The following is a 26,385-nucleotide window of genomic DNA, read 5'->3' as shown; positions in this document are numbered from 1 at the left end:
ATTTTATACTTTGTGGTCAATCGGGTCAACCGGTTGTCCTTTTAATTAAATTTTCCCATAATTCCCTCATCTTCGTCCAATCTTCTGATGTTGGGCTCTGACCGTATAATATACGTTCATAATTATTGGTCAAACTGGTCATTTCACGGGTACCGAAGAACTGATCGATATATCTGGAATAGCCCCGTAATGTCTGACCATCATCCATTTTCAATCCGTATCTTCCCAATTGTTTCACTAGGGACAGATAGGCTTCCGAGAATACGTCTTCTGATGACTTCCTGCGGTAATAGAAAATCAGGAAATAAGGCATCCAGCGCCTTCTCACAAGGTATAATGCAATCGCAATGATGATCAGGAGAATGGTTCCCATCACGATCTTGCCCCAATTGTTCGCAATGAATGACGTGATATCATCCCAAAGCTTCGATAAAGAAAAACCATCCCCGGAAGATGCGATATCTTCTTCAGGCTGCAGGGGTTGTTTCGGTGTTTCCTTTTTCTCCGGAATAGGGACTTCATTATCATCTGAATCAGGTATATCAAGGTCATACTGATAAGAAACATTGTTGCTGAAACCGACAGTAGGCTCAAACGGAACCCAGCCCACTTCCGGGAAGAACACCTCTACCCATGAATGGGCATTGTTGTTCGATACTTCGTAGAGTTTATAGGTGGAATCTACCTGCCTGCTATATTCCCCTTCTGTATAGCCTTTAGCCCATCTTGCCGGAATCCCGAGTGAGCGGACCAGCACCACCATGGATGTAGAGAAGTTATCACAATAGCCACGCTGTGTTTCAAAGAGAAATTGATCTACGTAATCCTGCTCTTCTTCCGGGACAGGCACATCAAACTGATCATACACATAGGCTTCCTTTGAAAAGTACCCTTCGATCGCCCTTACTTTGTCATACCAATTATCCTCTTCCGCCGTAATCTCAACAGCGAGGTCCTTGACTCGCTGAGGAGTCGTATCGGGCAGCTGGGTGTAACGATCGACGAATTCAGGCACCTGCATGATCTCCTGCTCTTCATTGGCCGCCTTCATCTTTTTCTGGGAATAAGACGGGGAGCGGTAGGACAACTTATACTCTTCAAGCTTAACCGTTTCATCGGCTTCTTTATAAGTCGTCACTTTTTCATCTATGGGATTGAAGCTGAAATACCCATTTTTATTCCCGGTGATCGTTTCTACCCCATAAGGATAAGCGACATGGGAATAGGTACGCTCGACCATGACCTTCTCACTTTCCAGATCCCGCTCTTCATCCGATTGGGGTGACGGAATCGGTACCTTTTTCCCCGAATCAAACGTGAGTGGGTCCTTTTGATCGTCAGAAATCGACTGCTCCCATCCTTTCCCCGTATATAAATCCTTCGATTCAATTTTCCAGTAATGCTCCCGCGTCACCTCTGCATTGAAAATGACTGTGGGATCACCGACAAAGGGACCTCCAAGCTTAGTATCATCCGTATCGTAGCCAATCTTGCTGACACCACTTCCACCTACCCCCTCAGAAAAGGATTGAAGATACGGGACAGGATCCGGCCAGATCGGGTCGGCTTTAGGTGCCGCAAAAGCAACAACCGAGCTGATCGTAAGCATCACCGTCAGTGGAACGATCCAGCGATGGCGGCTCATCTTGGAACCAAGGAGCTTCTCTCTTTGCACCAGCCTTTCAAGAGCCAGTAATCCCATGAGAAGAAAGCCGAAAATGACGACCCGTATAATCGATTTATCCCCTTCATATACAGTGAAAGTGTCAATTAAACACACATAAGTGACCGTCATTACATAAAACAGAAGAATCGTTTTTCGAACAGATAGCCAGTAATGGATCAAGTACGTCATCAGCCACAGAAGCACAAAGAACAACAAGCTTCTATACTCAAAAGACAAACTTGGCCATTCGCGCCCGAGGGTCAGTCCGAGATTCTCCCATACATCATGACTGAACTCCTTGAACCACTTGGGAGAGAAAAAAGAGCCCATATAGTACAACCCATGCAGACTGTACAGAATAAAAAGGATCTTCACAAATGCCGTGATAGCATAATGAATCCGGAAATAAGACAGGGTGAGGGCCAAGGCAATAAAGACAATAAAATAGGTCAGGCTTGCTGTGTCCGTTACAACTTTAAGTGGTTTTAACCAATCCCATAAAAGTAGAAATCCAAAGAAATAGGTCACGATCTTGAAATAGGAGTTCGCTGTTTCTTGCCTCATGCCCGTTTCACCTCCAGAAATGCCGAGGAGAAGTCGCCTTCAAAGCATACCTGCAATCGTATGCCGCGCGAGGAGGCATAGGCTTTCAACGATTTCTCTTCTGCGGTGTAAGCATCCCCTGCCCTCTTCACCAGAAAGATGACGACAGAGCTGTTCCGCTTCGCATATTCATTTACGCTCATAATCATTTTTTTTGAGACGGATGAGGTGACGAATAGCACCGCCGCTGATTGAGAATAGTTCAATCCCGCTCCCTGCAGGACTTTCCCTAGAGCAAACGGGCTGTCCTGCCTCACTTTCGCCAAGTGATAATTCAGCTGACTCAAGTGCTCATCTCCCCCCCGGATGGGGAAAGAAACATGATCTCCACCAATTGACACAAGACCCACCTGAGCCCCTTTTTTGACGATGGACCTGATCATCGATGCCGTAAAAGTCACCATCGCTTCAAACGTTTGTGAGGACTCCCTGTCGAGTACAATGAGGACATCGTGTGACTGGCGTTCCTCAAACTCCTTCGTCATCAGCTCATTGGTCCTGGCAAAGGTCTTCCAATGAATCCACGAGAAGCGGTCACCCGGTTGATACTCACGGATACCCGTCGCCATCGTCGTATCCTTTTGGATCTTCACGCTCGAAGTCGTCATCCCCTGGTCATATCGATTCTCAAGCGGTCGGTAAGGGACATCGACGATCGACGGGTAAACGAGGAGCCTGTCCACGCAATCCACCGTGGCTTCCTTTTCGAAAACACCAAAGAAATCACCTGTTTTGAGCCTGACTTTAGAAAAGATATGTTCCCCTCGGGGAAGCTCATCGATGTAATAGGTCAGTTTGATTCGTTTTCTGAATCCGGGATGAATCATCGCTTTCGCTTTTTGGAAACCGGACTGATGAAAGACAGAATCAGTCACCACATCCTCCAATACCAAATAAAACAGAGGAAATGGCAGCTTCCGGGTCAGGGTGATCGTCACCTTCAGTTCGTCCCCGGCCTTGTACTCAGCAGATTCAAAACTCCGCTCCACATAAAACTCCGATAACGGATATAAGAACACAAAAACCGAATAAAGGGAAAACGGCAAAAAACTGTAGAACAAAAACCAACTCACAAACCCACCTTGAAACATCGCATATGAAAAAGTCACGCCCATCAAGATAAGAAGGAGCAAAAACTTCCCTAGCGGTTTAATAAATTGAAGTTTCGTCTTCATCTATCTCACAAGCCTTTGTACCGGGACCGGTATTCGCGCCATGACTCTCTCCACCACTTCTTCAGGGGTAATCCCTTCGTATCTCGCTTCCGACTTCATAATGATCCGGTGAGAAAATACGAATGGCGCCAGAAATTGAACATCGTCGGGAACTACATAATCCCTGCCTCTTAAGTAGGCATAGGCCTGGCATGCCTTCATCAGGGCAATCGATCCACGTGGACTTGCTCCCAGATACACATTGGCATGGATCCTTGTACGGTTCGCAATCTCCACAATGTATTTCTTAATGGTGTCATCCACCAATACTTCCTTGACATCCCCTTGGATATATCTCAATTCCTCAAGGGTCATAACAGGCGCCAATTCATCGATCGGTGGAGTCCTTTGGGCACGGTGAAGAACCTCCATCTCTTCTTCAGGTTCCGGATACCCCATCTTCATCTTTAAAAGGAATCGATCAAGCTGAGCCTCCGGAAGCGGATAGGTCCCTTCATATTCAATCGGATTCTGGGTCGCCATAACGAAGAAAGGCTTATCAAGCTTCCGTGTCATCCCGTCAATTGTGACGCTGCTCTCTTCCATTCCTTCAAGTAAAGCGGACTGTGTCTTCGGTGATGTACGGTTGATTTCATCCGCAAGAATGATGTTCCCCATGATCGGTCCAGGTCTGAAATTAAATTCCATCTCTTTCGGGTTATAAATCGATACCCCGATCACATCGGAAGGCAGTAAATCCGGCGTAAACTGAATTCGCTTAAAGCTCGCTCCAACCGATTTCGCCAATGCGCGAACCATCATCGTTTTCCCTACACCCGGAACGTCCTCAAGCAATACATGTCCCCCGGCAAGCAGGGAAACGATGCTCAGTTCCGCTACCTTCCTCTTCCCGATCATGACTTTCTCTATATTATCAATGATACTTTGTAACTTTGGATTCACTGTCTCATGTGACATCGTACCCCTCCTGAATGATTCAAACTCATCTTTAACTATTACTACTTTCGTTTAAAAAGTCGAAAATCCTCTATAAAATGGGAAATTGGTAGATTATTTTTAGGGAATTGGTAGGATATGAGGGGCATCGAGGTGAAGGTCAGTTCTGATTTTCGTAGCGGCATCTTGCTGTCATTCAATTTAAAAAGCCGATTCTCCATTATACGAGAATCGGCTTTTCCACTTGACTATTTCCAAAAATCATCAAACACCGTGACCGGCAGATGACGTTTGTGTTGAGTTTTCAGGTAATGACCTTCAATGGTTTTCTTAGCTTCAGCGGGTACTTCTTTCCCTTCCAGGTAATCATCCAGCTGATCGTACGTGACGCCAAGGGCTTCTTCATCCGAGAGCTGCGGACGGTCTTCTTCCAGGTCCGCTGTCGGTTTCTTATTGTATAAGTGTTCCGGACAGCCAAGCTCAATCAAAAGCATTCTCCCTTGACGCTTGTTCATGCGGAAAAGGGGGACGAGATCTGACGCTCCATCGCCATATTTGGTGTAGAAGCCGGTAACTGCTTCAGCAGAGTGATCTGTACCGAGCACCACGCCATTTTTCATGGCGGCAATGGCAAATTGCACCTTCATCCGTTCACGCGCCTTTTCGTTCCCTTTGACAAAGTCGGAAAGCTCGACCCCGTTCTTCTTCAACGTTTCTACGCTTGCATCGACTGCGGGTTGTACATCGACTGTCATCGACACGCTCGGGTTGATGAATTCCAAGGCATCAATGGCATCCTGAGCATCTCCCTGTTCCCCGTAAGGAAGTCTGACGGCATAAAAAGCATAATCCGATGATGCTGATTCCTGATTCATTTCATCGATGGCCATCTGTGCAAGTTTACCTAATAAAGTAGAATCCTGACCTCCTGAAATTCCGAGAACCAGACTTTTCATGAACGAATGCTTCTTCAAGTATGCCTTCATAAAGTCGACGCTGCGACGGATTTCTTCCTGCGGATTGATTTCCGGGGAGACCATCATTTCTTCTACGATTTGTTTTTGAAGAGAATCCATTTCTTCACACTCCATGTTAGGTTTTATTACATCATATTATATCTCTTTATCTTACCCAAACAAAGGGAATCTCACCAATTTCTGCTTTGTTTTTCTTTCACTTCGGCTTTTACACGATGAATCAGATCCATCTTATTGTTCCAGCACTCTTCACTTAAATCCACTGGGTACTCTTCCGGGTTCATGGAACGCTTATATTCATCCCATAACAATTCAAGATTTTCATTCACGAAGCTTCTCATTTCTGATAATGGAGGCGTATCATATACCAGCTCACCGTTCTTGAAGACCTCCACATGAAGTTCCCTCGCTTCAAAATTCGTGACGAACTTACTGATATACGTATGCACAGGGTGGAACATTTTCAACCGTTCCTGACTTTCAGGGTGCTCATGCTCCAGGGCAATATATTCGCCCTCTGATTTATGATTAACCGTATTGACGATGCGGTAAACCCTTTTCATCCCGGGAGTTGAAACTTTTTCGGCATTGCTCGAAATTTTGATCGTGTCTTCCATATCACCTGACTCATTTTCAATGGACACGAGCTTATACACGGCACCTAAAGCAGGCTGATCGTAAGCTGTGATGAGCTTCGTTCCGACACCCCATACATCAATCTGTGCTCCTTGAGCCTTCAAGTTCAGGATCGTATACTCGTCCAGATCATTCGAGGCAATGATTTTCGTATCCGTAAAACCTGCATCATCAAGCATCTTACGGGCGATCTTCGATTGATACGCCATGTCGCCGCTATCAAGACGGATCCCCTTGAAGTTAATCTTATCTCCAAGCTCCTTCGCGACTCGAATCGCCGTCGGCACACCGGACTTTAACGTGTCATACGTATCGACTAAGAACACACAATCCTTGTGGCTCTCCGCATACTTATGGAACGCCTGATACTCATCACGGTAAGCCTGAACCATGGCATGAGCGTGGGTTCCCGAAACAGGCATACCGAATAACTTCCCGGCCCGGACATTACTCGTCGCATCAAAGCCCCCGATATACGCAGCACGGGTCCCCCAAATCGCTGCATCCAGCTCATGGGCACGTCTCGTCCCGAACTCCATCACCACTTCATCCTGTACCACCTGCTTGATCCGGTTCGCCTTCGTCGCAATCAACGTCTGGTAGTTCACGATATTCAATATCGCCGTCTCCAATAACTGAGCCTGAGCAAGAGGCGCCTCTACACGGACAAGCGGAACATTCCCAAAAGCAATCTCCCCTTCCTGCATGGAGCGGATTGTCCCAGTAAAACGAAGCTCCGCAAGATATTCCAGGAACGCCTCCTCATACCCCAGCTCCCGTAGGTACTCGATATCACTTTCCGAGAAATGAAACTTTTTCACATAATCAATGATCCGTTCAAGCCCTGCAAATACCGCATATCCATTGCCAAAAGGCAGCTTTCGAAAGAACACTTCAAAAACAGCCTTTCGATTATGGAAATCATCATCCCAGTAAGCCTTCGTCATATTAATCTGATACAAATCTGTATGCAACGCTAAACTATCATCTGCATAGTTCGTCATGTATTTCTCTCCTTTAAGCTATAGCCAATTGTTGAACATGATTGAGTCTTTTCTATTTTAACCAATATTGGGTGGGATATCGAATGATAGGAACTAAAAAAGAACTGACAATTGTCAGTTCTCTAATCTTGAATAACACCAAACTCTTTAAACACCGCTAAAGGCTTCATATATTCCCATTGAACGGTACCATCGATTGCACTCCCACTTGTGTGAGTAGGAGCTGACTGCCCAGAAGTTCCGGCAAGTGTACATTTATAAACAAACCCGTTCGAATGGGTGAGGTCGTTTAGCGAATAGGATGTGTTCGGCCTCCATGCATTCGTATTTGCCTGGCCTGATTGAATACAAATCCACCCTAAGTTCCCTCCTGCTTCAGGCATCGCATTATAAATTATCTCGCCTCTAGAAAAAATACCCGATGAAGGAGAAGTGACCGAGTGAGTAGTAGGATCAAATAATTTGTATCTAACTAGATTAGGAAGTGTCAGGATGATATTATACGTTTTATTGTTTGTGATATGAGCTTCCCATACTTCTTTGTCATTTTTAAAATAAGGGATTGTGATTGGTGTATCTCCTTTAAATTCAATTATGTTTCCAATTATTGACGCGATGATTGAATCGGTAATATAGTTATTATCAAATAACGATTCAATATTACTATTACTTATTTCAAACCGACACTCATGAAAGCCTACCTGCACACCCTCTGAAATGTTTGACATTGCTTGAAAGAAGTAAGGCATTTTTGTTGATTTAAAATGACATTGATTAAACATCATATTATTTTTTCTTTTCTCACTGTTGACACAAGTGGATTGGACAAGGGAATCTACAAAATGACAGTCTTCGAATTGTACAGTGTGAAAGTGCTGATACGTCCGAAACCTGCAATCATTGAACTCACAACCCAGGATCGAGATCTTACTTGGCACTCCAGTGTTAAGTGTGATCAGTAGGTTCTTAAATTGACAGTTTTCGAAATCATTAGAAAAATGCACCTCTGGTTGGATTTGATCGCCAGGGTCTGCATAAAAAGTACAGTCACTGATTTTAGTCGCAGCCTTTAGTATCGCACCTCCTACAACCAATTTCACTATATTATCCTTATACACAGCATTCCCCAAAGAACCTATGCCGTTTTTAAAGAAATTGTTTGAAACAATAGTATTATAGCTGGGGTTTTCTACATTAAAGCTTCCTTCAATATAATTATTTGAAATAGTTACAAAAGCATTCTTTTGACCGCCTGCCCCGAATAAATATAAACCTGCCCTTCGCATATAATTTCCTTTAATAGTGGCAAACTCCTGATCGTATACAACAATTCCAGAGCCACCCATATTTGTGATGACATTGTTTTCAATAAACACCGAGTATCCCCTGGTCAATATCCCATGAAATCCTCCAGTGATTAAGTTATCTCTAATGATACTGTTGTCACCATATGAATCTTCCTGGTTAATTGCATACTTTGTAGAATCAGGAAATTGCGGAGCACCATCTAAAAAATTCGTATTGAACTTCCCGTTATCACGAATACGATTATTTTTAATAATACAATACGAACCACCCATTGTGATTCCGCCGCGGTGACCATCATAAATTTCATTGAATTCCACCACATTATGTGCAGGCATCCCTCCAAAGTTTGTAAAAATATTCAGGTTCCTGCCAGGATCGGATTCATTTCTAAAGATGAATTTGATCTTCTTTGCTCTTTTAGGGATCGAGATAGGAAATAGCACACGCATATTGGTGGTTCTGCCTATAAAAGTATTATCCTCTGTATAAAAAGCTACATTGAATTCTTTGTTATTTAAGCTGGTTTGCCTCGAGTACCCCTGTCCCGAAAGAGAGATCACACTAAATTCACCCTCAGGTATTGGAACATAATCGGTAATGATGCTATTAGTCGATGGAATGACTACCCCACTTCCATCGATGTCCCCAAGGACCGGAGTACCCGGAATGCTTCCCCGAATCCATCCAACTGAAGTGAAATTGACATTGTCCCCCGCATACCCACTTATATCGCAGTGACTCAAAGAACAATAAGAAGCTCCATACGTGAAGGATACTCCATATGTGTGTTCTACATATTTCTCACTCGGATCATTGAAACTGCGTTCATACATATCGCCTATTATTTTCCCATTGGTTAAATGGGCATTTTTTACCTGGTGAAACTTAAAGGATACTCCGGCAAACAAATGTATCGCTCCAGAAGTTCGTTCATCATATGGGGATTTATTGTCAGAGTCATACATCACTTTTAAAGTTGAGCCATTTAGATTAAATGTCATGTTATCCACTAAGTTAATCGACAAAGGGTAACAGATGGAATATTCACCCCTCGGTAACATAACGAGTGTAAATTCTTTGCCATGTGCATATTTTAAAGCCCGGTTAATGCCTTTAATGTTGTTATAAGCTTTATGATAATCTTCTTCAGAATAGGGTTTCTGTGGCAAACCTTTCTGAATCCCCCAATGCTCTAAATCGATTACATATGTTCCATGCCCATATCTTTCTGAGAATAACTTCTCCGCAAGGTTCTGATCTTTATTTATGAATACGGAATCTGCTATCGTTATAGGAAAAGCGAGTGTCCCTTCTTCATCTATCAATTTTTTTATTTTACCATCCAACATTATCACCCCTATTTAATTCTCAATAAAAGAACTTCCATGTATGATTAGAGCAGGAGAATTATTCAGTATATCCGTTACATAATGATTGGTGGATTCATTGGTAAAATCATAATCAGAATTAAGGATTAAATCTCCCCGCCCGTTTCTGGTATACAGCTTCACGCGATACAATAACCCCTGCATAGTTGTCGTGTTATTCTTACTTGCGAATAAGTTAAAACGATCAGTAATTTCGCTCTCATTTACACCCTCAATCCGAACGGTTACGAATTGTCCGGAAGGGATGATTGCATAACTTGTACTCGCTTCAAATCTCCCATTTACATATAAATCGCACCCGGATCGACGATAGCTGGCACCATTGTGCTGTGTATAAATTTGAATTCCGGATGTCGCTCCCTCTATTAAATAGTTACTCCAGGAATTGACTTTGGGATTGAGGGAACATTGAATTTCCATAGCGTCACAGGTGATTTGAGGCGTTTCTACATAGTCGCTTCCTCCTCTTAAAGATAAAACTATATCACCTTGAGTCTTAGAAACGATTGTTCTACCATTGGATTCCTGGTTATTTTCATTTCTCGTAACGACTCTGATTGAATATTCAGTGGAACTCGTTAGTTGTGTAATCTCGAATGATGTTTCAGTTGTAGTGCCTACCAGAGATTCCCCTACAAATACTAGATATTCTAAAGAATCTTTCGTCCTGAAGTCAGGTTTCCAAGTGAGCGTTATAGAATTTTTCGTACTATTAAGTGCTTGAAGTTCAATGACGTCCAGTGGAATGACGTAACGAATAGGCTCGTCCATAGAATAGTCTTCTAATCTTAAAGAACCTCCCCCAACATTTTGTTTACCGGCTTTCCACTTACCCTGGGAATAAACCAATATATCCCCATCCGTCAGTTGATTAGGGATCAGTTCGATATCCAGGAGATCAGACAGGCTATGACTATGAGCAGCATCCACTTTAGAATCCCAATAAGCCTTCTCATCATCCGTCACAAATCGATGATCTTCATCTTCAGTTATCATACTTGCCGGATGTGATTCTGGATGGATGTATCCGCTATTTTCTTGTTCTTCGCCGTCAATGGTAAGTTTGTTCGAGGAGGAGATTCCTAATCGATCGAGAGTGGGTTTATTAGAGTGGGAATGACTTGAGGTGGTTAAATCATTAATGGCTGACTCATGTGTTGAAAGTTTGCTTAAGTCTATTGAGGGCTCTGTACCTGTTTGTGCTATTTTGTCCAAGATGGATTTATTTGTATGGATGTGCTTCTCTTGATCTAGTTGGTTCAACCTGATTTCTAGTTGGTCCATTTCCGCTTGAATTCCACTGTCATCATACACAACTATTTCCGTGTCATTAATGATAATCTTTCCATTATTATTTGTTTCGTTGACTGCCATCTACACAGCCTCCTTAGTATATTTCGTAAATTTACATATGTTTATCCAGTTACCATTATTCACTTCCCTTGAAAATAGTAAAAAAGTAACAGTTGGACATGCTTTATTTTATGCACATTCCGTTAAGTTGTGATTAGAATGGGGAAATATCCATTCTTTTGTCCCTAAGGAAATAAATGAATATTAAATAGAGCCACCCGGTAGTTGCCGGGTGGCTCTATCGCATTCTTTATAGTTGTTTTGTAAGAGCTTCTAGCAGTTCTTCCTTACTCATTACAGCTTCTCCCCCACCTTGAACAAACGATTCTTTCCCGCCGCCTTTTCCATTGATAAGTGGGAATACTTTTTGTGTGACTTCTCTTAAGTTAATAGTCGGAAGCGATCCCTTAGCCGTTACGAGCTGAAGCTTTTGATCATTATGCACGACCAACAACACAATCGCATCTTCTATCTTAGAAATAACGTGCTGGGCAATCTTCTGAAGTTCCTGGATTGGCCTGTCATTGTAAGCTCTTTGGATAAGCATATAGCCATCTTTTTGGACTCCTGGTAACCCTTCAGCTTCATACGTCAAAAGCACCTCTTTCATTCCTTCCAGTGCTTTCTCCTGTTCTTTCTGTTTGGAAATCAGCTGCTCGGCCGTCGATACCATGTTTTCTTCCGGGGACTGCAGGACACTTGTGAGCTCTTTCAGGATTCCGTGCTTACGGTGCATTTGATAAAGGACCCGCTCTCCGCACACAAACTGCAGTCGGGTATGGCTTTTGTGCTTCTCCCAATCGAGGATCTTGATGGCCCCTACTTCACTTGTGGACCTTGGATGGGTTCCCCCGCACCCGTTATAGTCAAAGTCCGGGATGATGACGAGACGGATCTCGCCTGTGACGGATGGTTGCTTTCGTAGCGGGTATTTGGATAGATCCGCTTCCTTCACCCACTTTGTCTCGATCGCCCTCGCCTCCCGTATGATCCGGTTGGCGAGTTCTTCTGCTTTCAGTGCATCCGAGTCGCTAATATCACTTACGTCTAAGTCGATGGTGAGGACTTCTTTTCCGAGATGAAAGCTGATCGTCTCGTATTGCAGTGTTTCTGCAAATGCGGCGGACAGGATATGCTGACCGGCGTGCTGCTGCATATGATCGAATCGGCGTTCCCAATCGACCTGTCCTTCGACAACTCCTGAAATATCCTCAAACGGTTCTTCTATGTAATGACGAATTTCTCCGTTCACCTCTTCAACATTGATAACCCGCTTATCCTTTAATGTTCCCGTATCATGGGGCTGGCCGCCACCTGTTGGATAGAAAGCCGTCTCTTCTAATACAACGTACCAGCCTGACTCATCCTGCTGCTGCTCCTGAATGAATGTGTGAAATTCTCTCATATAGGCATCTTGATAATATTGTTTAACTGTCATCGGTAACCCTCTTTCTGAACTGTTCTGTCCATACTTTATCATAAGAAGGATGGATGGAACACGTCAGTCCCTTGGCTTCTTCTCGATCGATATCGGTACTGACCCAACTTGTTCCCATGGAATTTCCCATCGTCTTTCAAATTCTTCCTTTGCCATTTCGTCTCCTTCAATGATCCGTTCTACCAATGTCCTGAGTTTCATCGTTGAATAGTTCACGTTATCACCTGCTTTGGTTTAGTTGAAAAGTAGAAGTCACACGGAGTATACGTAAATCGTTTTGGTATGGATGTGTTTTTATCATACTTTTTACCTATATGGTGATTTTGTAAACATTTGGACTCTCTTGTGGGGAAAAGAGTGGTCACTCTGTATGGAATGATCCACTTTCATAGGGATAAAAAGAAATGGCTAGAAGTCTCTTATATTTTTTATCCCTTCCTCCCTACTCCTGGATCCTTAGTAGGTTTTTGAGGTCTTTTATACACATTGAAGCGCTCAAACCTGAACTTGCAGTATAGGATCACAATTTGCTCAGGCATGACAAAGACCATGATGTAGAAAATGAGGAGGGGGAGAATAATCAATATAGCGGATTCAAACGATTCCATTTGGAAGTGCCTGATAAAATACTGGGTTACAAATACACAACTAAGTCCGCCGGCAATGACAATAGGGAAATAAGATCCTGTCTCAAAACGCCCCCTAATTTCTCCTCTCGAAGACCTATCCTGATATGCCCCATTATGTAGCAGCCTTAAAAAACGATAGGTGGTGATAATCAGTAATAATCCGGCAGTGGTTAAGATAATGAACGTAAGCATGACCAGGGATGCTGAAGTAGCTTGGTCTCCAGTCCCGATTGTGAATAGCGTCCATAAAAGGGATGGGACAGTGAAAAGCACTTGTGAGACAAGGATTGATATGAGATATTGCAACCTCTCATACTTTTTATAAATAGCAGGAATACCGAACAGAAGCGATAATAGGCTTATGAAAATGGTTGCTATTAAATGGAGATTCTGGAGAGTATCTGTACCGGGATAATTCGTACCGGAAGAGGCACTAAAGTACGTCAGATAATAGATCAACCATTGAAGCGGTATAGCTGCAATCAGATTCCCCCCTAATGAAGGAGGGCTTTGCCTTCCGGAACTAATCGGGGCTCTTAATACTTCGAAATATGTTTCAGGCAATGTATTTAACAATGAGATTCCTCCTATACTTTAACGGAAGCTTTGCTACTTGAGAAAACGTGTTAATTTTAAGGAAAAGCACAAAATCCGGGGAGAAATCAGGGTGAAAATGCATAACCTTTATGGTGCCGAGGAATACAATTATTTCCGGTTAATTCACATGACTGACTAACACTGCAGATAGATCATATTTTCAATAATACCTTTTTTTCAAAAACCCAACTTATTTTTAAAACCAGGATTTTATTTTCAAATCCAAACTAATCATATCTCATAAAAAGAAGCCCCCCAAAAGTTCACCGAACTCTTAGGAAGCCTCTCTTTATTCACCCTAATTTAATCAGGGGAATGGGGATGATGAATTACATCATGCCGCCCATTCCACCCATGCCGCCCATACCGGACATATCCGGCATACCGCCGCCGCCTTCTTCAGGAATGTCCGCTACTACTGCTTCAGTGGTTAGGAACATTGCTGCAACAGACGCTGCGTTTTGAAGCGCAGAACGAGTTACTTTGGTTGGATCTACGATACCTTTTTCGATCATGTTGACCCACTCACCAGTAGCTGCGTTGAATCCGACACCTACTTCTTCCTTCTTCAGACGTTCTACGATGATAGAACCTTCGAGTCCAGCGTTGTGAGCGATCTGACGGATTGGCTCTTCAAGAGCACGCAACACGATGTTGATACCAGTTGCTACATCTGCATCCGCTTCGATTGATGCTACTTTATTGTATACGTTCACGAGTGCCGTACCACCACCGGATACGATACCTTCTTCTACTGCTGCACGAGTAGAGTTCAGGGCGTCTTCGATGCGTAGTTTACGCTCTTTAAGCTCAGTTTCAGTTGCAGCTCCGACTTTCACGACTGCTACTCCACCTGCAAGCTTAGCAAGGCGTTCTTGTAATTTTTCCTTGTCGAACTCAGAAGTAGACTCTTCTAATTGAGCACGGATTTGGTTTACGCGAGCTGCGATTTTTTCTGGATCTCCAGAGCCTTCAACGACAGTCGTGTTTTCTTTCGTTACGACTACTTTCGCCGCGCGGCCAAGTTGAGTGATGTTTGCAGATTTAAGGTCTAAGCCTAGATCTTCTGTGATCACTTCTCCACCAGTAAGAACCGCTAAGTCTTCAAGCATTGCTTTACGACGGTCCCCGAAGCCAGGAGCTTTAACGGCTACAGCGTTGAATGTTCCGCGAAGTTTATTCACAACAAGCGTTGCAAGAGCTTCACCTTCAACATCTTCCGCTACCATTAATAACGGCTTACCTTGTTGAACGACTTGCTCAAGGACAGGAAGTACTTCCTGGATGTTACCGATTTTCTTGTCAGTAATTAAGATGTATGGATTTTCTAAGACAGCTTCCATTTTATCAGAATCAGTGACCATGTATGGAGATGCATATCCACGGTCGAACTGCATTCCTTCTACCACGTCAAGTTCAGTTGTGAACCCTTTAGATTCTTCGATTGTGATAACGCCGTCGTTACCAACGCGCTCCATTGCTTCTGCGATCAGTTGACCGACTTCTTCGTCAGCCGCTGAGATGGCCGCAACCTGAGCGATGGAATCTTTGCCTTCGATCGGCTTAGAGATCACTTTTAATTCTTCGATAGCCGCTTGAACCGCTTTTTCGATCCCTTTACGGACACCGACAGGGTTCGCACCAGCTGTTACGTTTTTAAGACCTTCACGGATCATTGCTTGAGCAAGGACCGTTGCAGTCGTTGTACCGTCACCGGCGATTTCGTTAGTTTTGCTTGCTACTTCAGCAACCAGTTTTGCACCCATGTTTTCGAATGCATCTTCAAGTTCGATTTCTTTCGCAATGGTTACACCGTCATTTGTGATAAGTGGTGAACCGAATTTTTTCTCAAGTACCACATTACGTCCTTTTGGTCCAAGAGTTACTTTTACTGCATTTGCTAATTGATCGACACCGCGAAGCATGGAACGGCGTGCTTCTTCGCTGAATTTAATATCTTTAGCCATTGATAAAGTCCTCCTCTTATTTAAATAGTGTATGGTTTACTTTACGGAAATTTAAGTTATTCGCCAACTACAGCCAGAATATCGCTATCACGAAGGATCAGGTATTCTGTGCCTTGGTATTTCACTTCTGTACCAGCGTATTTAGAGAAAATGATTCGATCGCCGACAGCTACCTCAAGAGCAACGCGCTCACCGTTGTCAAGAATGCGACCAGTACCTACAGCCATCACTTTACCTTCTTGTGGCTTTTCCTTTGCGGAATCCGGCAGCACAATACCGCTTGCTGTTTTTTCTTCTGACTCAACTAGCTCGATAACGACGCGATCACCTAGTGGTTTTAACAAGTGAAACAACCTCCTTGAATTATGTAAATGATTTTTATTAGCACTCGCTCACTGTGAGTGCTAACACAACTATTATATTAATTAATTCGTTTTCATTTTGCAAGAGTCCTGCCTGAAATTTTTTTCGTCATATTTCTCTTTTTTTCACACCCTCCTATCCTATGCCCTCTTTTCCCCATATATTCCAGGGTAAAAGAAACCCTTAGATTTGAACAGTTCCGCTTTTCTTAGTAGAATTGTACAGGAGTAAAGTAAAGCTGGTCGTTAACATACAGGTGCTAAAGGAGATCAAACGTTGAAAAAACATTTCGGATTTATTTTAATTGCCTATATCGTCATGCAGCTTTCAAGCATTGTCGGGGTACCCCTTTTATATAAGATCGGTGTCGACGTCCTCGGGTTACCCGATGAGACGGTACGAAGCCTTGTCCCTGGATATTGGCTCGTCATCAGCTTTACGCTGACCCTTCTCATTGTGGGAGGCATTTTAAGGAAAAGTGAAACAAGCACACGGCTTGAACGGAGTGCTCCCATGGGCGCCGGCCGTTCGATTGTTTGGGCGGTACTCGGAATTTTCATGGCATTCATCGCTCAATCGGTTGCGATACAAGTCGAATATGCGTTAGGAATTCAAATGGGATCTGAAAACACCCAGATGATCATCGGCATTATTGAAAAGGTTCCATTATCCATGCTGGTCGCAGCCATCATCGGACCCATACTAGAGGAAATCGTGTTCAGGAAGATCATTTTCGGCGTGCTTTACGAGAAGATGCATTTCTTCTTTGCCGCTCTCATCAGCTCGGTCATCTTCGCCCTCGCCCATTTCGAACCTGAGCATGTGATCCTGTATTCAGCAATGGGATTCACCTTCGCCTTTCTTTATGTAAAAACGAAGCGGATCCTGGTGCCAATATTTGCTCACGTGGCGATGAATACAACGGTCGTTCTAATGCAATCTATCTATAGGGACGATATCGATAAAATGATGAATGAAGCTGAAAAAATTCAAGGATTTATTGGAGGATTATTTCTATGAGGAGATCACCATTATTCTCGGGAGTGATCTATCTCCTTCTCGGTGTGCTCTTCACCTATTTTGCTGTACAAAACGTACAGAATGATGAAGGTTGGGGATTTTTCACGTATATGCTCATCTTTCTTGCGACCCTGGACTTCGGTTCCGGGTTAAGGATGATTATGCTGCATTTTAAAATTAAAAAACAAATAAAGAACAAAAAATAAGGATTGATCATTTGATCAATCCTTATTTTTGTCCTCGTACTGTTCCATTTCAAGCTTCTGCTCCGCTTCCAATACCTTTTTGTATCCGATCTTGGAGATCCAGATGCTGATTTCATATAGTATGAACAGCGGTACCGTCACCATTAGATGAGACACAATATCGGGTGGCGTGATAAGAGCCGCGATGACCAATAAGATAAAGTAGGCTGCTTTCCTCATCTTCCCCATCATCATCGGCGTGATGATACCTAACCGTGTAAGAAAAAGCATGGCTACGGGTAACTGAAAGAGAAAACCAAAAGGAATCGTGATCTGGAATAAGAAATGAAAATATTCGTTTATTCCGATCACTTGTTCTATATTGAGATTCATTGATAAACCCATCATGAATTTCACGATATATGGAAACAAAATAAAATAAGAAAATGACAATCCACCTAAGAAAAGGATTAGGGAAACTGGAATATAACTAAGCGTCACTTTTCTTTCTCTTTCGTATAAACCCGGACTGACAAAAGACCAGACTTGAAAGAGAATGATAGGGGATGTCATGATCAAAGCAATGAACATGATCATTTCCATATAGATCTTGAGAGGATCTGTGATACGAAAGGCATTCATGGTTAATTCTTTCGCTTCATCGGCATGCTGTAAGTACCTGATCAGCGGTTCCGCAAGAAAGAAGCTTACAACAACTGCTAACAAGAAGAAAACGACTACAAACATGAGTCGTTTTTGCAATTCTCCTATATGTTCATAAACTGTCATGTCTCTTTGACTCATGGCGTTCATCCTACTCTACTTAGCACTATTATTTTTTTCGTCTTCATCATCTGCTAAGCCTTTTGTTGCATTTTTAAATTCACGCAATGTATTTCCTGCCGCTTTTCCTAATTCCGGAAGTTTCTTAGGACCGAAAATAAGTAAAGCAACGACTGCTATTAATACGAGGCTACCTGGACCTGGCATAATGAGACACCTCCTCTTTTACCATTCTATCATAACGTAAATATGAAGAATTTTCTATTCTGTTATGATTCCATCTTGTGACATTTCCGTGTCATCCTCTGAATAATGCTTCAAGAAGTAAACGAGTGACTGAAGTTCCACCGCCAAGTCGATATGATGGACGCGGATATGGTCAGGCACCGTCAATCTCGCAGGGGTGAAATTCAGTATCCCCTTTATATTCGAAGAAACCAATCGCTCTGTGATATTCTGAGCAGAAGATGCCGGCACCGTCAGAATCGCTACTTCAATATCATGCCCCACAAGACGCTCTTCTAAATCATCTAAATGAAAAACGGGTACATCGCTGATTTGAGTCCCGACCTTCTTTTCATCCACCTCAAAAGCCATTTCGATCTTCGTATTATTATTCTTGATGAAATTATAATGAAGAAACGCTGTACCAAGATTCCCCACCCCGATCAACACAACCTTCGTAAGGGCATCCTGATCCAGTGTCTTACGGAAGAATGATAGCAGATAATTGACATTATAGCCGTATCCCTTTTTACCCAATGCACCAAAATAAGAAAAGTCCCTGCGGATCGTAGCAGAATCAACTTTCACCGCTTCACTTAATTCCTTCGATGAAACCCTCTGCTTACCGGATGAGTACAGATTCTTGATAAATCGATAATATAGCGGAAGGCGCTTGGCCGTTGCCTGTGGAATTTTCGTTGTATCCTGGTTCATATTGTATTCCCCCACATCTATTCAAAACCTCTGATACCGCTTCCAAAATTGAAAGCATCCAGAATTTATTAAACTCTACTACTCATCATACACTATATTTTATCCTAAGTGTACGAAGATTAATAGTCGATTTATTGCCGTTCCCCTCTCAAATACGGTACACTAGCACTATGAAATAGAGGTGAAACGTCATGATTCTTTTACAAGTGAATCAACTAACAAAGAACTTCGGTGCAGATAATATCCTATCAAATATTAAACTTGAAATACAGACTAGAGATCGCGTTGCCCTTGTCGGCCGTAATGGCGCAGGAAAGTCGACTCTTCTAAAAATAATTGCAGGTCACCTCTCCTACGATTCCGGGGAGATCACTAAGCCAAAGGGCGTCTCCATCGGGTATCTTGCCCAAAATACGGGTCTAGAATCTGATCTATCCATCTGGTCTGAGATGCTGACCGTCTTTGAGGAATTGAAACTGCAGGAAAAGAAATTACGATCACTGGAGCAACAAATGGCCGATCCTTCAGTATATGAGCAAGAGGATGTCTATCAACGGGTATTGAAGGAATACGATCAACTCCAGGTTCTCTTCAAAGATTCCGGCGGCTATCAGTATGAAGCGGATATCCGTTCCGTCCTTCACGGATTGAACTTCGCCGATTTTGATTACGAAACAAAGATATCCACATTGAGCGGCGGCCAGAAAACCCGTTTGGCCCTTGGTAAGCTTCTACTGACCAAGCCTGACATCCTCATCCTTGATGAGCCGACCAACCACTTGGATATCGAAACGTTATCTTGGCTTGAATCGTATCTGCAGAGCTATGAAGGAGCCGTCTTGATCGTTTCCCATGATCGCTACTTTTTAGACAGCGTCGTCAATCAAGTGTATGAGATTTCCCGTAACAGGAGTAAGAAATACCTGGGGAATTACAGCAGGTATCTTGAACAAAAAGCAGAGGACTATGAGAAAGATCTCAAAATGTTCGAGCGTCAGCAGCAAGAAGTCGCAAAGCTCGAAGACTTCATTCAACGGAACATCGCAAGGGCTTCCACTACGAAAATGGCACAGAGCCGGCGAAAAAAACTGGAGCGTATGGATAGGATGGACCGCCCACTCGGGGATGAGAAATCTGCCAGCTTCGCATTTCAAATCGACCGCCCAAGTGGGAATGACGTGCTGCACGTCCAGGACCTTACCATTGGCTACGGGAAAAACGAGACGATTTCCTCCCATATCGATTTCTCTGTCAAAAAAGGAGACAGTATCGCACTGGTCGGTCCAAACGGCATCGGAAAGTCGACGCTTTTAAAAACATTGGTGAATAAACTACACCCTTTGGAAGGCGCATTTAAATTCGGTTCCAATGTGTCCATCAGTTACTATGATCAGGAACAAGCCGAACTATCCTCGAACAAGACGGTCTTAAATGAGCTATGGGACGAGTATCCGATGAAGATGGAGAAAGAAATCCGTACCGTACTCGGTAACTTCCTCTTTTCAGGGGAAGATGTCCTAAAGCCCGTTTCTACACTAAGCGGTGGAGAAAAAGCCCGGTTAGCCCTCTCCAAACTGATGATGGAAAAAGGGAATGTCCTGATCCTGGATGAGCCGACGAATCATCTTGATCTGGATAGCAAAGAAGTGTTGGAAAATGCCTTGATCGATTATCCCGGGACTATCCTCTTTGTGTCCCATGACCGGTATTTCATCAACCGTATTGCCACAAAGGTCGTTGAACTATCCAAGAAAGGCTCGACGGAGTATCTTGGCGATTACGATTATTATGTAGAAAAATTACAGCAGCAGGAAGAACTGGCGGCACTTGAACGCATGGAACAGGGTGAACAATTACAAGAGCCTACTCAAAAACGATCCCACAAGATTGACAAAGAAGCGAAAAAGCTCGAACGTCAACGAAAGCGCAGAGTCGAAGAAATCGAAGGTCTGATGGAAGTACTAGAAACAAACATACAGGAGAAAGAAGAGCTTCTCTGCGATCCTGATATCTTTCAAGATCACGAGAAAGTCCAGGATATTAATGAATCACTCACAAAAGCTAAAGAAGAGCTTGATTCTTTATTGGAAGAATGGACAGAACTGGAAGAACTACTTCAAGAAGAGCAGTAATCCACAGGATTGGGGATAACGAACACTCCCCAATCCTTTCTTATTCCACATTTTTATCCACAATCAAAATACTTATATAACGTTATTCACAGTAGTTTTCCACACTATCCACAAAAATAGCTTAAGTTATCCACAATTATTACCATTATTTAGGATGAAAAAACCCTTTCTTTTTCACAATGTATACACACTAAATAAGTAGTTATTAACAACTTATCCACAACCTGTTGATAAAACGTATGTTCGTTACTCACAGGATATCAACAAAGTATACGAAAAAAAGCTTGAACGACGACGTCGCTCAAGCTTTTCTTTTTAAAAATTTTCGATATCAAGTCCTGGATGAGCATTCATATCCATGCTTCCTCTTTTTCCTTGTTGGAATAACACCGTTCCTGCGGCTGCAATCATGGCAGCATTATCTGTACAGAGGGATAACGGAGGGATGACCAACTCCACTTCCATTCCCTCAAATGCGGCCTGAAGGGCAGTACGCAAGCCTTTATTGGCCGCAACTCCGCCGGCAAGTAAGACTTGCTCCACTCCATACTCCTTTACAGCCTTAACCGTTTTAGTTACTAACACATCAATGACACTTGCTTGAAAGCTCGCGGCCAAATCCTGTGGATGAATCGTCATTCCTTTTTGCTTGGCATTGTGAAGCGTGTTGATAACTGCTGACTTCAAACCACTGAAGCTGAAATCATAGGAACCTTCTTCCAGCCAGGCCCGGGGCAGATCAAGATTCGCTTCCCCCACATGTGCCAGCCTGTCAATATGCGGCCCTCCTGGATACGGAAGGCCCAACGTACGCGCTACTTTGTCGTACGCTTCTCCTGCAGCATCATCTCGTGTTTCTCCGATAACCTCAAAGGAACCGTGATCTTTCATAAGTACAAGCTCCGTATGTCCTCCGGATACAACCAGGGAAAGAAGGGGGAACCTCATCTCTTTCACTAAGCGGTTCGCATAGATATGCCCTGCAATGTGATGGACTCCCACCAACGGTTTATCGTGGGCAAAAGCGAGAGCTTTGGCCGCGTTCACCCCAATTAATAGTGCGCCTACCAAACCTGGTCCTTCCGTCACAGCAACACAATCTATATCCTTCATCGTCATTCCTGCTTGTTGAAGGGCTTCCTCCAATACATACGTAACCTGCTCCACATGATGACGCGATGCAATCTCAGGGACCACTCCACCGAATCGCTTATGACTTTCAATTTGAGACGAAACAATATTCGTCACAATCTCTGTCCCATTTTTTATAATTGCCACAGCTGTTTCATCACAGCTTGTTTCAATTCCCAATACTAATGTTTCTTTTTTCATAAATTCACCCACATTACTAAAGCATCCTCTTGATTGTCCGAGTAGTATCTTTTACGAATCCCGCCGTCTTTGAAACCGAGCTTACGATATAAGTGCTGCGCAGGCGTGTTTGAAACCCTGACTTCGAGTGTCATCACGCGAGCGCCAAATTCAATCGCGATAGCCATTATCTTACGCATAAGACCTTCCCCCAAGCCACGTCCCCGGTAATCAGGGAGCACGGCTACATTTGTGATATGGGCCTCATCCACGACCAGCCACACGCCGCAGTAACCCGCAAGCTTCTCACCATCTTCTGCAACGAGGTAGGTGGACAGGTGGTTATGCTCAATTTCATTCAAGAAAGCGTCCCGGCTCCAGGGAATGCTAAAAGATTGATTTTCAATTTCCATTACCTCGTTTAAATCATCAACTGTCATAAATCGTATATCCATATTGTAACGATCCTTATCATTTATTGAGATTTTTTTTGGGACTCCAGCCATTTCACTTCTGCTTCCGCCATCCGTATATAATTAGGAAGCACTTCATGTGCCGTCATCTCTTTTAAACCAAGTCCGATATAAGCCAGTTCAGAAGGACGGGGATTATGACTGACAAATGGTGCGATTCTCGCTTGATCTTCAAGTACTTCCTTAATCAAACTCTCATGGATGGAGACATCATTTCCGACAAATAACAAATCTTTATCTAACTCTTTTAACTTTGTCACCCATACATCGAGCATGATGTTGCAATCCTCTTCTACACAAACCAATCGATCTCCCTGAAACTTATAGAGTCCTGTGTATACCTGTCCTCTTCTGGCATCAAACAACGGAACGATATAACCTGGAAAATATCGTCCAGACGAAGCCAATGTCGCGAGACTGGATACCGGTATCAGGGGGATATTCAATGACCATGCCAGGGTCTTGGCGAGGGTGACCCCGATTCGTACGCCCGTATAGGAACCAGGGCCGTTGGCAACAATAATCTTCGTTAATTCCTTTGCCTCTACCCCACAGTCTTTTAACAATTGTTCGACAGCCGGCATGGCTCTCACAGAATGGTTCTTTTTCATATACGTGATGTATTCCCCAATTACCTTATCCTCTTCGATAAGAGCAACCCCAAACGGATAATTGGAGGTATCTATCGATAATATCGTCATGACACAATCTCCTTACACAATTCACTATATCGATTTCCTTGCGGCTTCAATACGATCCTTCTCTTGGAGTCGCCTTCCCGGTAAATCGATAAGCTTAATAATTCTTTCGGAAGCTGATCCTTTATTAAGTGAGCCCACTCAATGACGGTCACACCTTCTCCTTCAAAGTATTCATCGAATCCCAGATCTTCAAAGGAATCGTCCAGCCTGTATACATCCATATGATAAAGAGGCAGACGCCCCCTATATTCTTTAATAATGGTAAAAGTGGGGCTGTTCACGGTTTTAGTGACACCAAGACCCTTGGCAAGTCCTTTCGTAAACGTTGTCTTCCCTGCCCCAAGATCACCTTCCAGCGTCAACACAGCCCCAGGTTTTAAAAGTCCTGCCAGCTCTTCTGCAAATTGGCCTGTTTCCTCCGGACTGTTCGTCATAATCTCAAACTGATTCATGTTAATCTCCTCAATCATCATTTAGAGTATAAAAAAACCTTAGGAGCGTTTGTTACCCTAAGGGAGAATGTATATATGTAGTTTACCCTTTTTAGTGTATGAGAGTAAAGGTTCTGAAAAAAGACAATAAAAAAAACGAAACATTGTTTCGTTTGAATAAACAGAAATGGCGGTCCGGACGGGACTCGAACCCGCGACCTCCTGCGTGACAGGCAGGCATTCTAACCAACTGAACTACCGGACCAAAGTTTTTTGACGAAAGTCAAAATAACTATCCATGCGTGACCCATCAAGGAATATCCTACTGAATCAAAAATGGTATTGCGGGGACAGGATTTGAACCTGCGACCTTCGGGTTATGAGCCCGACGAGCTACCGAACTGCTCCACCCCGCGACGATAAGAATGTTACATAATATTACTATCTTCTATAATACTATATGCACCTTCACAAATAAAGTGATTGTACAAAAAGAATTGTTTCGCCTGGCGACGTCCTACTCTCACAGGGGGAGATCCCCCAACTACCATCGGCGCTGAAGAGCTTAACTTCCGTGTTCGGCATGGGAACGGGTGTGACCTCTTCGCCATTATCACCAGACGACTATTCAATTGAAGGGATTGTTCCTTCAAAACTAGATAAAGAATTGATGTCAAGAAAGCCGAATATCGACCAATGTTGTTCATTAAAATAATGACTCTTTGTGGTTAAGTCCTCGATCGATTAGTATCAGTCAACTCCACATGTCGCCATGCTTCCATCTCTGACCTATCTACCTAGTCATCTTCTAGGGATCTTACTCACTTACGTGATGGGAAATCTCATCTCGAGGGGGGCTTCATGCTTAGATGCTTTCAGCACTTATCCCTTCCGCACATAGCTACCCAGCGATGCCTTTGGCAAGACAACTGGTACACCAGCGGTGCGTCCATCCCGGTCCTCTCGTACTAAGGACAGCTCCTCTCAAATTTCCTGCGCCCACGACGGATAGGGACCGAACTGTCTCACGACGTTCTGAACCCAGCTCGCGTACCGCTTTAATGGGCGAACAGCCCAACCCTTGGGACCGACTACAGCCCCAGGATGCGATGAGCCGACATCGAGGTGCCAAACCTCCCCGTCGATGTGGACTCTTGGGGGAGATAAGCCTGTTATCCCCGGGGTAGCTTTTATCCGTTGAGCGATGGCCCTTCCATGCGGAACCACCGGATCACTAAGCCCGACTTTCGTCCCTGCTCGACTTGTAGGTCTCGCAGTCAAGCTCCCTTGTGCCTTTACACTCTGCGAATGATTTCCAACCATTCTGAGGGAACCTTTGGGCGCCTCCGTTACTCTTTAGGAGGCGACCGCCCCAGTCAAACTGCCCACCTGACACTGTCTCCCACCCCGATAAGGGGCGCGGGTTAGAATTTCAATACAGCCAGGGTAGTATCCCACCGATGCCTCCACCGAAGCTTGCGCTCCGGTTTCCAAGGCTCCTACCTATCCTGTACAAGCTGTACCAAAATTCAATATCAGGCTACAGTAAAGCTCCACGGGGTCTTTCCGTCCTGTCGCGGGTAACCTGCATCTTCACAGGTACTATAATTTCACCGAGTCTCTCGTTGAGACAGTGCCCAGATCGTTACGCCTTTCGTGCGGGTCGGAACTTACCCGACAAGGAATTTCGCTACCTTAGGACCGTTATAGTTACGGCCGCCGTTTACTGGGGCTTCGATTCGCACCTTCGCTTGCGCTAAGCACTCCTCTTAACCTTCCAGCACCGGGCAGGCGTCAGCCCCTATACTTCGCCTTACGGCTTCGCAGAGACCTGTGTTTTTGCTAAACAGTCGCCTGGGCCTATTCACTGCGGCTCTCTCGGGCTTGCACCCTACCAGAGCACCCCTTCTCCCGAAGTTACGGGGTCATTTTGCCGAGTTCCTTAACGAGAGTTCTCTCGCTCACCTTAGGATTCTCTCCTCGCCTACCTGTGTCGGTTTGCGGTACGGGCACCTTTTTCCTCGCTAGAGGCTTTTCTTGGCAGTGTGGAATCAGGAACTTCGCTACTATAATTCGCTCGCTATCACAGCTCAGCCTTCTAAGATGATGGGATTTGCCTCATCATCAGCCTAACTGCTTAGACGCACATATCCAGCAGTGCGCTTACCCTATCCTCCTGCGTCCCCCCATTGCTCAAACGGAAAAGAGGTGGTACAGGAATATCAACCTGTTGTCCATCGTCTACGCCTATCGGCCTCGACTTAGGTCCCGACTAACCCTGAGCGGACGAGCCTTCCTCAGGAAACCTTAGGCATTCGGTGGATGGGATTCTCACCCATCTTTCGCTACTCATACCGGCATTCTCACTTC

The 26,385-nt window shown here is 44.0% G+C and carries 22 protein-coding genes, 2 tRNA genes and 2 rRNA genes (1 of these 26 only partly in view); 3 read left to right on the top strand and 23 right to left on the bottom strand.

The genetic code is table 11. The features are described 5' to 3' along the window. Positions 1-25 precede the first annotated feature (25 nt). The 12 genes from AC0VXY_RS01735 to groES form a co-directional block, all read right to left on the bottom strand. Positions 26-2,230 carry a DUF4129 domain-containing transglutaminase family protein gene (locus AC0VXY_RS01735; protein ID WP_475526693.1) on the bottom strand — a complete coding sequence of 735 codons (2,205 nt, stop codon included), beginning with the start codon at positions 2,228-2,230 and terminating at the stop codon, positions 26-28. Beyond that, positions 2,227-3,342 carry a DUF58 domain-containing protein gene (locus AC0VXY_RS01730; protein WP_475526692.1) on the bottom strand — a complete coding sequence of 372 codons (1,116 nt, stop codon included), beginning with the start codon at positions 3,340-3,342 and terminating at the stop codon, positions 2,227-2,229. The genes AC0VXY_RS01735 and AC0VXY_RS01730 overlap by 4 nt, the downstream gene beginning before the upstream one ends. Before the next feature lie 102 nt (positions 3,343-3,444). Then, the gene (locus AC0VXY_RS01725) at positions 3,445-4,401 is read right to left on the bottom strand and encodes an AAA family ATPase (RefSeq protein ID WP_435993919.1); all 957 of its coding nucleotides are present in this window, start codon (positions 4,399-4,401) and stop codon (positions 3,445-3,447) included. Between the two features lie 227 nt (positions 4,402-4,628). Continuing rightward, positions 4,629-5,456 carry an ammonia-dependent NAD(+) synthetase gene (nadE, locus tag AC0VXY_RS01720; RefSeq protein WP_475526691.1) on the bottom strand — a complete coding sequence of 276 codons (828 nt, stop codon included), beginning with the start codon at positions 5,454-5,456 and terminating at the stop codon, positions 4,629-4,631. Between the two features lie 71 nt (positions 5,457-5,527). After that, positions 5,528-6,997 carry a nicotinate phosphoribosyltransferase gene (locus AC0VXY_RS01715; protein ID WP_435993923.1) on the bottom strand — a complete coding sequence of 490 codons (1,470 nt, stop codon included), beginning with the start codon at positions 6,995-6,997 and terminating at the stop codon, positions 5,528-5,530. A gap of 122 nt (positions 6,998-7,119) precedes the next feature. Continuing rightward, complete coding sequence (locus AC0VXY_RS01710; protein ID WP_475526690.1) at positions 7,120-9,654, bottom strand: right-handed parallel beta-helix repeat-containing protein; 2,535 nt, start codon at positions 9,652-9,654, stop codon at positions 7,120-7,122. 12 nt (positions 9,655-9,666) lie between these two features. After that, the gene (locus AC0VXY_RS01705) at positions 9,667-11,067 is read right to left on the bottom strand and encodes a fibronectin type III domain-containing protein (RefSeq protein WP_475526689.1); all 1,401 of its coding nucleotides are present in this window, start codon (positions 11,065-11,067) and stop codon (positions 9,667-9,669) included. A 229-nt stretch (positions 11,068-11,296) separates the two neighbouring features. After that, positions 11,297-12,484: an alanyl-tRNA editing protein gene (locus tag AC0VXY_RS01700; protein WP_475526688.1), complete on the bottom strand. Its 1,188-nt coding sequence runs from the start codon at positions 12,482-12,484 to the stop codon at positions 11,297-11,299. 63 nt (positions 12,485-12,547) lie between these two features. Continuing rightward, positions 12,548-12,700 (bottom strand): hypothetical protein, encoded by a 153-nt coding sequence (locus AC0VXY_RS01695; RefSeq protein ID WP_475526687.1) that lies wholly within the window; start codon positions 12,698-12,700, stop codon positions 12,548-12,550. A 212-nt stretch (positions 12,701-12,912) separates the two neighbouring features. Then, complete coding sequence (locus AC0VXY_RS01690; RefSeq protein WP_475526686.1) at positions 12,913-13,689, bottom strand: ABC transporter ATPase; 777 nt, start codon at positions 13,687-13,689, stop codon at positions 12,913-12,915. 350 nt (positions 13,690-14,039) lie between these two features. After that, on the bottom strand, positions 14,040-15,677 hold the full coding sequence (gene groL, locus AC0VXY_RS01685; protein WP_149157832.1) for a chaperonin GroEL: 1,638 nt from the start codon (positions 15,675-15,677) through the stop codon (positions 14,040-14,042). Positions 15,678-15,733: 56 nt separating this feature from the next. Next, positions 15,734-16,021, bottom strand: coding sequence for a co-chaperone GroES (groES, locus tag AC0VXY_RS01680; RefSeq protein WP_034766060.1), 288 nt, complete (start codon positions 16,019-16,021; stop codon positions 15,734-15,736). A gap of 295 nt (positions 16,022-16,316) precedes the next feature. Here groES and AC0VXY_RS01675 point away from each other — a divergent pair, with 295 nt between their 5' ends. After that, on the top strand, positions 16,317-17,060 hold the full coding sequence (locus AC0VXY_RS01675; RefSeq protein WP_475526685.1) for a lysostaphin resistance A-like protein: 744 nt from the start codon (positions 16,317-16,319) through the stop codon (positions 17,058-17,060). After that, positions 17,057-17,266: a YdiK family protein gene (locus AC0VXY_RS01670; protein ID WP_219165768.1), complete on the top strand. Its 210-nt coding sequence runs from the start codon at positions 17,057-17,059 to the stop codon at positions 17,264-17,266. Before AC0VXY_RS01675 ends, AC0VXY_RS01670 begins: the two co-directional genes overlap by 4 nt. 15 nt (positions 17,267-17,281) lie before the next feature. Here AC0VXY_RS01670 and tatC read toward each other — a convergent pair whose 3' ends face one another. The 3 genes from tatC to AC0VXY_RS01655 are packed head-to-tail and all read right to left on the bottom strand — an operon-like array spanning position 17,282 to position 18,967. Next, positions 17,282-18,049, bottom strand: a complete 768-nt coding sequence (gene tatC, locus AC0VXY_RS01665; RefSeq protein ID WP_435993965.1) for a twin-arginine translocase subunit TatC — start codon at positions 18,047-18,049, stop codon at positions 17,282-17,284. Positions 18,050-18,064: 15 nt separating this feature from the next. After that, positions 18,065-18,235, bottom strand: coding sequence for a twin-arginine translocase TatA/TatE family subunit (locus tag AC0VXY_RS01660; RefSeq protein ID WP_034766054.1), 171 nt, complete (start codon positions 18,233-18,235; stop codon positions 18,065-18,067). 54 nt (positions 18,236-18,289) lie between these two features. Further along, the gene (locus tag AC0VXY_RS01655) at positions 18,290-18,967 is read right to left on the bottom strand and encodes a redox-sensing transcriptional repressor Rex (RefSeq protein ID WP_475526684.1); all 678 of its coding nucleotides are present in this window, start codon (positions 18,965-18,967) and stop codon (positions 18,290-18,292) included. Positions 18,968-19,158: 191 nt separating this feature from the next. Between AC0VXY_RS01655 and AC0VXY_RS01650 the strand changes: the two genes are divergently transcribed. Next, positions 19,159-21,099, top strand: a complete 1,941-nt coding sequence (locus AC0VXY_RS01650) for an ABC-F family ATP-binding cassette domain-containing protein (protein WP_475526683.1) — start codon at positions 19,159-19,161, stop codon at positions 21,097-21,099. Positions 21,100-21,414: 315 nt separating this feature from the next. Here AC0VXY_RS01650 and tsaD read toward each other — a convergent pair whose 3' ends face one another. From tsaD to AC0VXY_RS01610, 8 genes are all read right to left on the bottom strand, one after another. Next, positions 21,415-22,431 carry a tRNA (adenosine(37)-N6)-threonylcarbamoyltransferase complex transferase subunit TsaD gene (gene tsaD / locus AC0VXY_RS01645; protein WP_475526682.1) on the bottom strand — a complete coding sequence of 339 codons (1,017 nt, stop codon included), beginning with the start codon at positions 22,429-22,431 and terminating at the stop codon, positions 21,415-21,417. Then, a complete protein-coding gene (gene rimI / locus AC0VXY_RS01640) occupies positions 22,428-22,916 on the bottom strand; it encodes a ribosomal protein S18-alanine N-acetyltransferase (RefSeq protein WP_435993974.1) in 489 nt (162 codons plus the stop codon). The genes tsaD and rimI overlap by 4 nt, the downstream gene beginning before the upstream one ends. Next, the gene (gene tsaB, locus AC0VXY_RS01635) at positions 22,886-23,584 is read right to left on the bottom strand and encodes a tRNA (adenosine(37)-N6)-threonylcarbamoyltransferase complex dimerization subunit type 1 TsaB (RefSeq protein ID WP_435993976.1); all 699 of its coding nucleotides are present in this window, start codon (positions 23,582-23,584) and stop codon (positions 22,886-22,888) included. The genes rimI and tsaB overlap by 31 nt, the downstream gene beginning before the upstream one ends. After that, positions 23,581-24,036 (bottom strand): tRNA (adenosine(37)-N6)-threonylcarbamoyltransferase complex ATPase subunit type 1 TsaE, encoded by a 456-nt coding sequence (gene tsaE / locus AC0VXY_RS01630; RefSeq protein WP_435993978.1) that lies wholly within the window; start codon positions 24,034-24,036, stop codon positions 23,581-23,583. The genes tsaB and tsaE overlap by 4 nt, the downstream gene beginning before the upstream one ends. A 167-nt stretch (positions 24,037-24,203) precedes the next feature. Continuing rightward, a tRNA-Asp gene (locus tag AC0VXY_RS01625) sits at positions 24,204-24,280 on the bottom strand. 77 nt (positions 24,281-24,357) lie between these two features. After that, positions 24,358-24,431, bottom strand: a tRNA-Met gene (locus AC0VXY_RS01620). A gap of 88 nt (positions 24,432-24,519) precedes the next feature. Next, positions 24,520-24,636: ribosomal RNA gene (gene rrf / locus AC0VXY_RS01615) — 5S ribosomal RNA — on the bottom strand. A gap of 103 nt (positions 24,637-24,739) precedes the next feature. Beyond that, positions 24,740-26,385 (bottom strand): 23S ribosomal RNA (locus tag AC0VXY_RS01610); it runs 1,291 nt beyond the window's last position.

The sequence above is a fragment of the Rossellomorea sp. QJM3NY_18 genome (assembly GCF_056173145.1).
The sequence above is the reverse complement of the archived record's forward strand: the minus strand, read 5'-3'. Positions and strand labels throughout refer to the sequence as shown.

Excerpts from the sequence above, each read along its gene's own strand:
- tatC (WP_435993965.1), bottom strand. The coding sequence starts at position 18,049 with ATGAGTCAAAGAGACATGACAGTTTATGAACATATAGGAGAATTGCAA.
- AC0VXY_RS01650 (WP_475526683.1), top strand. The coding sequence starts at position 19,159 with ATGATTCTTTTACAAGTGAATCAACTAACAAAGAACTTCGGTGCAGAT.
- tsaE (WP_435993978.1), bottom strand. The coding sequence starts at position 24,036 with ATGAATCAGTTTGAGATTATGACGAACAGTCCGGAGGAAACAGGCCAA.
- rimI (WP_435993974.1), bottom strand. The coding sequence starts at position 22,916 with ATGGCTGGAGTCCCAAAAAAAATCTCAATAAATGATAAGGATCGTTAC.
- AC0VXY_RS01705 (WP_475526689.1), bottom strand. The coding sequence starts at position 11,067 with ATGGCAGTCAACGAAACAAATAATAATGGAAAGATTATCATTAATGAC.
- AC0VXY_RS01710 (WP_475526690.1), bottom strand. The coding sequence starts at position 9,654 with ATGTTGGATGGTAAAATAAAAAAATTGATAGATGAAGAAGGGACACTC.
- AC0VXY_RS01700 (WP_475526688.1), bottom strand. The coding sequence starts at position 12,484 with ATGACAGTTAAACAATATTATCAAGATGCCTATATGAGAGAATTTCAC.
- nadE (WP_475526691.1), bottom strand. The coding sequence starts at position 5,456 with ATGGATTCTCTTCAAAAACAAATCGTAGAAGAAATGATGGTCTCCCCG.
- AC0VXY_RS01660 (WP_034766054.1), bottom strand. The coding sequence starts at position 18,235 with ATGCCAGGTCCAGGTAGCCTCGTATTAATAGCAGTCGTTGCTTTACTT.
- AC0VXY_RS01670 (WP_219165768.1), top strand. The coding sequence starts at position 17,057 with ATGAGGAGATCACCATTATTCTCGGGAGTGATCTATCTCCTTCTCGGT.
- AC0VXY_RS01735 (WP_475526693.1), bottom strand. The coding sequence starts at position 2,230 with ATGAGGCAAGAAACAGCGAACTCCTATTTCAAGATCGTGACCTATTTC.
- groL (WP_149157832.1), bottom strand. The coding sequence starts at position 15,677 with ATGGCTAAAGATATTAAATTCAGCGAAGAAGCACGCCGTTCCATGCTT.
- tsaD (WP_475526682.1), bottom strand. The coding sequence starts at position 22,431 with ATGAAAAAAGAAACATTAGTATTGGGAATTGAAACAAGCTGTGATGAA.
- AC0VXY_RS01725 (WP_435993919.1), bottom strand. The coding sequence starts at position 4,401 with ATGTCACATGAGACAGTGAATCCAAAGTTACAAAGTATCATTGATAAT.
- tsaB (WP_435993976.1), bottom strand. The coding sequence starts at position 23,584 with ATGACGATATTATCGATAGATACCTCCAATTATCCGTTTGGGGTTGCT.
- AC0VXY_RS01655 (WP_475526684.1), bottom strand. The coding sequence starts at position 18,967 with ATGAACCAGGATACAACGAAAATTCCACAGGCAACGGCCAAGCGCCTT.
- AC0VXY_RS01715 (WP_435993923.1), bottom strand. The coding sequence starts at position 6,997 with ATGACGAACTATGCAGATGATAGTTTAGCGTTGCATACAGATTTGTAT.